The sequence below is a fragment of the Brevundimonas sp. genome (assembly GCF_046295075.1).
In the GTDB taxonomy this organism is placed as follows: Bacteria; Pseudomonadota; Alphaproteobacteria; order Caulobacterales; family Caulobacteraceae; genus Brevundimonas.
The window spans coordinates 198,989-206,818 of the sequence record NZ_JBKBOC010000004.1; the positions used below are offsets into that span (position 1 = coordinate 198,989).

Consider the following 7,830-nt stretch of genomic DNA (forward strand, 5'->3'; position numbering starts at 1 on the left):
GTTGATTCTGATAATCGTTCGCACTAATACGCCTGCCTGTCATCAAGCGGGGCCATTCATGCGTAACCTTCTCCTCCTCACCACCGCCGCAGCGGCCGTCGGTTCGGCCCTGATCGTCAAGCCCGCGCACGCCGAAGCGCCTGCCGCAACGCCGGCGGCCGAAGTCGATCCCGTCGTGGTCATCGGAACCCGCTCGCAACGGCTGGCCTCCAATACGCCGGCGACGGTCAGCGTCATCGACGCCGCCCAGATCGAAACGATGCTGGCGACCGACATCAAGGATCTGATCCGGTTCGAGCCGGGCGTCAGCGTTCCCACCTCCCCTGCGCGTTTCAGCCTGGCTTTGTCCGGCGCGGGCCGCGACGCCAACTCCGGCTTCACCATTCGCGGCATGGGCGGCGACCGGGTGTTGATCATCAATGACGGCGTGCGCCTGCCCGCCGGCTTCTCCTTCGGCGCCCAGGCGGTCGGTCGCGGCGGTTACAACGACCTGGATCTGGTGAAGTCGGTCGAGATCCTGCGCGGCCCGGCCTCGGCGCTTTACGGGTCTGACGGCGTCGCCGGCGCTGTGGCCTTCACGACCAAGGATCCGTCCGACTTCCTGATCGGCGACCAGACCTTCGGCGCACGCGGTCGCGTGGCCTACAACTCCGCCGATGAAGGCTGGACCGAGGGCGTGGCCTTCGCCGGTCGGTCGGGATCGCTGTCGGGCCTGTTGGCCTATACGCGCCGCGATGCGCAAGAGACCGAGAACAAGGGCTCGGTCGGCGGCGTCGGCGCCGCCCGCACCGAACCGAACCCCCAAGACTTCAGCTCCAACGCCATCCTGGGCAAGCTGGCGTGGGAGGTGAACCCGAACCACACGCTGCGCCTGACCTATGACCATCTCGATTCGGAAATGGACGGCGATGCGCTGAGCAGCCGATCGGCGACCGTTCTGGCCGTCACGGCCAAGGACGAAACCCAGCGCGACCGCGTCAGCGTGGACTGGCGCTTCCAGGACTTCGCCGGCCTCAGCGACGGCTCGGTGTCGTTCTATTGGCAGGACGCCACCACGCGTCAGTATACGTTTGAGGACCGCACCCCTGCGGTGGATCGCGTCCGCGACACCACCTTCGACAACACGGTTTATGGCTTCGCCGCCCAGGGCGCCCGCGTCTTCGGCGAGGGCAGCGCCATTCAGCACCGCGTCACCGTCGGCGGCGACTGGTCGATGACCACGCAGGAAGGCATCCGCGACGGCGTGACCCCGCCGGTAGGCGAGACCTTCCCCATACGCGCCTTCCCCAAGACCGAGTTCCAGCTGGCCGGCCTGTTCGTGCAGGACGAGATCGAACTGCTGGACGGCGCGCTCGGCATCATCCCGGCCGTGCGCTATGACTGGTATGACCTGTCGCCCCAGGTCGACGCCCAGTTTCCGGCGGCGGCTTCGGGCCAGAGCGACGATCACATCTCGCCAAAGCTGGGCGTGGTCTATTGGACCGGGGCGCACCTGGGCGTCTTCGCCAACTACAGCCTGGGCTTCCGCGCGCCGTCGCCGATGCAGGTGAACAACTTCTTCGAGAACCCCGTCTTCGGCTATCGCTCGATCCCGAACCCCAACCTGTCGCCCGAGACCAGCGAGAGCTTCGAGGCCGGCTTCCGTCTGCGCGACATCAATGTGGCGGGCGGCAAGATGCGGCTGAACACCACCGCCTTCGCCACCCACTATAACGACTTCATTGATCAAGTGGTGGTCAGCGGCACGGGCGTCCCCGGCGTCGATCCGCTGGTCTATCAGTACGTCAACCTGACCGAGGTGGACATCAGGGGTTTGGAAGCGCGCGCCGACATCTCTTGGGACAACGGCTTCAGCCTGATCGGCTCGGCCGCATACGCCGAGGGCGAACAGACGACCGACGGGCGTCGCACCGAGCTGGGCAGCATCGATCCGGCCAAGGTGGTCGCCGGCCTGAACTATGCCGCTCAATCCGGCGTCTGGGGCGGTTCGGCGACGGTGACGTGGTCGGGCAAGAAGGACGACGCGACCTATGGCGGCCTGTCGTGTGGATCGGCCTGCTATCTGGGCGACAGCTTCACCCTGCTGGACCTGACGGCCTATTGGAACGTGACGGAGCGGGCGACGCTGCGGGCCGGCGCCTTCAACGTCCTGGACGAGACCTATGGCTGGTGGAGCGACGTGCGCGGCCTGTCCGCCGCCTCGACCGTCAAGGACGCCTACACCCAGCCGGGCCGCAACTTCGGCGTCTCACTGACCCTGCGTCTGTAAGCGACCATGCAATCTTCCCACATCTCAAGGAGCCGCCCGATGCGCGCCATATTGATCGCCGCCGCCCTGCTGACGGCCGTCGCCCCGACCGCACAGGCGTCAGACGACGCCGCCCAGACCACTCCGGCCTCTGCGCCCGCCAGCGCTTTCGAACGGGATCGCCAGTCGATCCTGGCCCAGGCCGGCCAGTACCGCGTCCACTTCGACATGCGCGAGAACGTCAGCTTCCGCGCCGACTACGACCCGTTGGAGGAAAAGCTGTCTGGCGGCAGCGAGATCGTCCGCGTGGTCTATGACAAGGGCGACCGCATCAGCCTGCAGCACATCCTGGTGATGGAGCATGAGGGCCAAGTGATGGTCATCAAACACTGGCGTCACGACTGGGTTTATCAGCCCCAGACGGTCCTGACCTATGCCGGGCCGAACCAGTGGACGTTGACGGCGGTGCCGGAAGCCGAGCGCACCGGCGCCTGGTCCCAGACGGTGTGGCAGACCGACGATTCGCCCCGCTACGGCGGCGTCGGCCGATGGACCTATGATAACGGCCTGTCGGCCTGGACCTCGAACGCCACGTGGCGGCCGCTGGCGCGTCGCGATGCGGTGCGCAACCCGGTCTATGACCGCTATCTGGGGACCAACCGCCACATCCTGACGCCGGACGGCTGGGTCCATATCCAGGACAATATGAAGATGTGGGGCAGGGCCGGCGGCGAACCCGTCGCCATCGTCCAGGAAGACGTCATCAACACCTATGACCGGTCCACCAGTTATTCGCCCCAGGCCGGTGACGCCTACTGGACCAAGACGCAGGGCTTCTGGTCCGCCGTGCGCGACGCCTGGGACGCCGCCATCGCCGCCCACAACGGCATCCATCTGCAGGAGATCGGCGAAACCGGCTCCGTCACCGGCACGCCGCTGATGGATCTGGCCCAACAGATCGCGGACGGCGAAACGACCGAGGCCGAGGCCGTCGCCAAGGCGCGCGTCCTGATCACCGAGGCCACGACGCCGCGCTGACTATCCTCCAGCGCTGATCGTGAGACGGCGGCCGGCCTGTCCGGTCGCCGTTTTCGTTTCAGCTCAGGACGATGCGGCCATTGTCTAAGCGGAAGGCCACGCCGGTGCGTTGGAACAGGCGCGCGATCACAGCCGACGGATCAGCCGCGCCCTGATCCAGCAGCCGTTCCACGTCCCCGCGCAGCGATGGATCGCGCGATGTCCGCGTCAGGGCCGTCAGCCATTCCTCACGGCTCAGCACCCCGTCCGGCTGGCGCAGCAGGGGTTTCAGGAAGTCGAGCCAGTCGCCGCCCGTCCGCTGTTTCTGCGCGCCCTCGGCCGCCATGGCGAAGACGGCGCCGCATGCATAATAGGCGCGGTGTTCGCCCCGCGCGCCCGCCTGGGCCACAGGCTTCCTGGCCAGGTTTACGCAGTCGTCCACCTCGGACTGAAGCTCGCCGCGGTCGTCATAAGCGGGGTCCAGACGCTTCAGCGCCCGCACCGCCATCAGGTCGGCCCCGCCCTCGGTGATCCAGGCCTCGTCGGCGAACTGATAGCGGACGGTCTGGCCCAGCCAGAAATGCGCCGCCTCATGGCCGATGAACCAGCGCGATCGTTCCATGATGTCGGGCTGGGCCGTGGTCACGCCCCGCCCCTCGAACGACATGACGATCAGACCGGGCAGGACGCTGCCGCCCATGCTGGTCATCTGTTCGGTCGGACCGTTCCAGGCCACCATGACAATCGGGGTGTCGCCGCCGGAGCCGGGCGCGCCCAGCCGGTCGCGATAATATTGGCCGACGCGCGGGGCGAACCCTCGAATCTCCTCGCCGATCCAGGGCGGCAGGTTGGGGTCGATCACGGTCGACAGCCCCTCGCCCGGCGTGACCGTCGCCTCGCCCAACAGGACGTAGCTGCGCTCGTCCATCGTGGTCAGTTGGTCATGCCGACGCCCATTGAACAGCACCGGCCCATTGTCGTCGCGCCAGGTCACCCGAGACGATCCGCCATCCAGCGTCACCCGGTTCAGGTCGTCCGGCACCGCCTCCGCCGCCTGGGCCGACGGCAGGGCGAAGACATCCAGTTGGCGCGTCGGCAGGGCGACCGCGCCGTTGGAGAACAGCAGGGTCGGATATTCCGCCTCCAGATCCACCGCCTGGGGTCTGACCCGGAACCGCACGTCGCGCGGCACCGGGCCGCCGTCCGTGCTGCGGATGATGTCGTAATGCCCGCGCCGCTCCATCACCACGCCCGGCGTCTGCACCGTCCATTGGCGAGGCCGCCAGGGCTGGCGCGAGTCCGTTTCCAGCGCCGAATCCATGAAGGCCCAGACCGGAACGTCGCGACCGAATTGATAGTCGATGTTCAGATGGTCGCCGTCACGGGTCACGGTCACCTGGGGTGCGCTTTCATCCAGAACGGCTTGCCGCGAAACCATCGGGCCGGCCGCACAGGCGCCGCCCATTAGAACGACAGCGGCGATGGCGGACGAAGCGAAGGCGTGGACGCGCAAGGGCGATCTCCTCAAGGATGGTCGGCGCGAAGCCTAGCGGTGCTGAACGCGCCGCGTCAGCTTACGGTTTCGTCAGGCTGAAGCCCGTTCCAGGGCGCGCCCCGCCGCCGCCAGTTCCCCGGCCATGACGGCCTTCAGCCGTTCGGGCGCCAGGATCTGAGCCTGCTCGCCCCAGGTGAATAAATGCCAGGCCAGTTCGCGCATGCCCGAGGCGCGGAACCGCACGACGACCGCGCCGTCCGCCTGATCCTCAAAACTCTGGGTCGGATGCCAGCGCCAGCTCTTCGCCTCGGCTGCGCCCTGGGGCGTGATCCGCAGCACGACGTCCTCGATCTCGTCCTGATAGATGCCGAAGGACTGGCTGGCGAAGACGCCCAGGTCGAAATCGGCGGGCGGGACGGCCAGCCCCTCCTGCGGGGCGACATGGCTCATCCGGTCCAGGCGGAAGGTCTGAATGCGGCCGGTTTCGCGGTCGGCGGCGACCAGATAGTTGGCGCGCCCGAACATCACGCCGCACGGCGCGACGCTGCGCCGACGCGGTTCGGCGCCCGGCCGGGAATAAGTAAAGCCCAGCGGCTGCTGCGCCAGCACCGCCCCGCGAATGGCGGTCAGCATCGCCTCATCCGCCGAAGGACGCGGCCCGGCCTGGACCGCGATGGTCTCGGCCCGGACCAGGGCCTCCAGATCCGGCGCCATCCGGTTCAGGGTGGTGGACCGCATCGCCGCCTTCAGCTTGCGTTCCAGCCCCTCCAGCGCCGTCGCCCGCGCTGGTTCGCCTGCGGCCCGCAGGGCGGACGCCGCCTTGGACAGTTCCAGCATCTCGGTCGCCGTCGGCGCCTGTTCGAACGCCGACAGACCGCCCCGGATACGCCAGCGTTTCGACGGCGGGTCCGACACCTCGTCCACCTGGGGGAACAGCATCATCACCGCGTCGCGCATCCGCTCGGCGGTGCGGCGCCCCACCCGCATGTCGCGGGCCATTTCGTCGATGGACAGGCCTTCGGCGCTGGCGGCCATGCGCCGCGCCAGTTCGATCACCATCGCCGCCTTGTCGTGTCTCACCGTCGCCGCCGATCCATACGTCCGTTTCTGACGCAACAGTGCTTCATAACCCAATCATCGACAAGAGGCCGTCGCTTCAGGAGATCACATCATGGCTCGTTTCCAACCCACCCAGACGATCAACGCCAGCCGCTACATCATCGTGCCCTGCGAGGCCGACGGATCGTCCGACCTCGCCGTGATCTGGGATCGCCTGGAGGAACAGGTGGTCGACGTCATCTCGGCCGCCGCCAGCAGCCGCTACTCGGACGAGGACATGCTGTGGGACGAGGGCCGCGCGACCGATATGGCGTCGGAATGGCGGATGGCGGCCTAAAGGCTCAGGCCGCTTTCGGCTTCGTCCAGCGATCGATCATCCGCTGCGCCGGCTGTTCGACCAGTCGGTGCGCGACGACCGCGACCGCCACGATGAAGCCGAACATGGCGACGGCGAACAGGTCGTTCAGCCAGACCGAGCCGAAATCGATCCGTCGCACCGGCACCCAGTCCAGCTTCCTGGCCACGATCATCATCACGGTTAGGATGAACATATGGACCATGTAGATGGCGAACGACCACCGCCCCAGGGTGACCAGCGCCGGATGATCCAGCACGCGTGACAGGGCGCCGTCCTCGCCCGCGAAGACCCAGATCAGAATCACGAAGACCAGGGTGACGGCCACGGTGATCGGTCCCTGGGCATAGCCGATGAAGATGCAGGCCGCGACGATCGCCACGACCTCCAGCGCCGTCGCGGCGCCGCCCTTGAGGCGAGGAATGCGCGTCCACAGGCCCTGCAACAGGCAGCCCAGGAAGAAGCCATAGACCGCGCGCGGCACGGCGAAGTCATAGGTCGTGTTCATCCAGCGCCGGGCGTAGCTGACCACCAGCACGCCCCCGATGATGGCCAGGACCAGGCCGATCCAGCGGAAACGCTTCGGCGCGACCAGCACCAGGCCGGCAAAGATCAGATAGCAAGCCCATTCCGCGCTGAGCGTCCAGGCCGGGCCGTTCCACGTCAGATAGGGATGCACATGCCAGGCCTGGATCAGCGCCAGGTTGGTGAAGATCGCCTCGATCGACCGGTCCCGCGTGAATGGCGGCGCGCTGTCGAAATGAAACATCAGCCGCGCCAGCTCCAGCCCGACGAAGGCCGCCAGCATCAGCAGATGCAACGGCCAGATCCGCCCGAACCGCCGCACCATGAACCGCCCGGCGTCCTGCCCCGACGTCAGCCGGTTCGCATAGGCGTGGGCGATGACGAAGCCCGACAGCACGAAGAAATAGTCGACGAACAGATAGGAGTGCTGAATGAAACCCCAGTCGCGCCAGTGGCTTGCCACCGGCATATGGAACATCACCACAAGGATGGCGCACACCCCACGCAGAGAATCCAGGGCCTCGAAACGGCGGTGGGCGACGGGGGCGGGTTTGGACAGGGTGTTCACGGACGCGTGATAGCGCCGGTCAAGGTTGCGCGATAGGGGTTTAGGCGGTCGGTCAGCGGATCAGCGCTCAGACTTAAGCGGGTATGTCTCGTAACGCCCGCACGCATCGGTCGCACAGGTCGCGCAGAACCCCGCGGTCCAATTGATCCAGCCGGTTGACATAGATGCAGCCAACGCCGGTCTTCACCTTGCCCAAGGTCGCCACCAGCCCCTCCCGCTCCGGGAAGTCGCCGGCGATATAGAGCACCAGTTTCGCCTTGCGCGGCGAAAAGCCGATCAGCGGCCAGTCGCCCATCGGTCCGACGGTATTTCCAAAGCCGACGATGGACGATCCCCACATGACCGCCGGCTGGCCCGTCACCTCGACCATCAGGGCGCACACAGACTCCGCGTCGGCCCGTCGTCGTGGATCCTCGACGGCGGCGATAAAGTCCTCGACCGACGCGTCGGTCGGGCGGGTCTTGGGCGTGCTGGCCATGGTCCCTACAGCCCCTTCACGATCCCCTCGACCATCTTCTTGGCGTCAGCGAACAGCATCATGGTGTTGTCGCGGAAGAAGAGCT

Annotated in this window: 8 protein-coding genes; 3 read left to right on the forward strand and 5 right to left on the reverse strand. The window is 66.9% G+C overall.

The window, feature by feature from the left end:
- The first annotated feature begins 58 nt into the window (after nucleotides 1-58).
- Together ACK4MH_RS05630 and ACK4MH_RS05635 are read left to right on the forward strand one after the other, a co-directional pair.
- The gene (locus ACK4MH_RS05630) at nucleotides 59-2,269 is read left to right on the forward strand and encodes a TonB-dependent hemoglobin/transferrin/lactoferrin family receptor (protein ID WP_409715902.1); all 2,211 of its coding nucleotides are present in this window, start codon (nucleotides 59-61) and stop codon (nucleotides 2,267-2,269) included.
- A 39-nt stretch (nucleotides 2,270-2,308) separates the two neighbouring features.
- Nucleotides 2,309-3,286 (forward strand): DUF6607 family protein, encoded by a 978-nt coding sequence (locus ACK4MH_RS05635; protein ID WP_409715905.1) that lies wholly within the window; start codon nucleotides 2,309-2,311, stop codon nucleotides 3,284-3,286.
- 58 nt (nucleotides 3,287-3,344) lie between these two features.
- Here the strand turns inward: ACK4MH_RS05635 and ACK4MH_RS05640 are convergent, their stop codons facing one another.
- Both ACK4MH_RS05640 and ACK4MH_RS05645 read right to left on the reverse strand, forming a co-directional pair.
- Nucleotides 3,345-4,778, reverse strand: a complete 1,434-nt coding sequence (locus ACK4MH_RS05640; RefSeq protein WP_409715908.1) for a hypothetical protein — start codon at nucleotides 4,776-4,778, stop codon at nucleotides 3,345-3,347.
- Between the two features lie 72 nt (nucleotides 4,779-4,850).
- Nucleotides 4,851-5,840, reverse strand: a complete 990-nt coding sequence (locus tag ACK4MH_RS05645; protein WP_201304418.1) for a helix-turn-helix transcriptional regulator — start codon at nucleotides 5,838-5,840, stop codon at nucleotides 4,851-4,853.
- Between the two features lie 91 nt (nucleotides 5,841-5,931).
- On the opposite strand from ACK4MH_RS05645, the gene ACK4MH_RS05650 reads away from it, so the two are divergent.
- The gene (locus tag ACK4MH_RS05650) at nucleotides 5,932-6,156 is read left to right on the forward strand and encodes a hypothetical protein (protein ID WP_409715911.1); all 225 of its coding nucleotides are present in this window, start codon (nucleotides 5,932-5,934) and stop codon (nucleotides 6,154-6,156) included.
- A gap of 4 nt (nucleotides 6,157-6,160) precedes the next feature.
- Here ACK4MH_RS05650 and ACK4MH_RS05655 read toward each other — a convergent pair whose 3' ends face one another.
- The 3 genes from ACK4MH_RS05655 to ACK4MH_RS05665 form a co-directional block, all read right to left on the reverse strand.
- The gene (locus ACK4MH_RS05655) at nucleotides 6,161-7,267 is read right to left on the reverse strand and encodes an acyltransferase family protein (RefSeq protein WP_409715914.1); all 1,107 of its coding nucleotides are present in this window, start codon (nucleotides 7,265-7,267) and stop codon (nucleotides 6,161-6,163) included.
- Between the two features lie 73 nt (nucleotides 7,268-7,340).
- Nucleotides 7,341-7,745 (reverse strand): DUF1801 domain-containing protein, encoded by a 405-nt coding sequence (locus ACK4MH_RS05660; RefSeq protein ID WP_409715917.1) that lies wholly within the window; start codon nucleotides 7,743-7,745, stop codon nucleotides 7,341-7,343.
- 5 nt (nucleotides 7,746-7,750) lie between these two features.
- Nucleotides 7,751-7,830 (reverse strand): hypothetical protein (locus ACK4MH_RS05665; RefSeq protein WP_409715941.1); only part of this gene is annotated, 80 nt, incomplete at its 5' end.

Coding starts and splice junctions, on each gene's coding strand:
- ACK4MH_RS05630 (WP_409715902.1), top strand. CDS start 59: ATGCGTAACCTTCTCCTCCTCACCACCGCCGCAGCGGCCGTCGGTTCG.
- ACK4MH_RS05635 (WP_409715905.1), top strand. CDS start 2,309: ATGCGCGCCATATTGATCGCCGCCGCCCTGCTGACGGCCGTCGCCCCG.
- ACK4MH_RS05650 (WP_409715911.1), top strand. CDS start 5,932: ATGGCTCGTTTCCAACCCACCCAGACGATCAACGCCAGCCGCTACATC.
- ACK4MH_RS05660 (WP_409715917.1), bottom strand. CDS start 7,745: ATGGCCAGCACGCCCAAGACCCGCCCGACCGACGCGTCGGTCGAGGAC.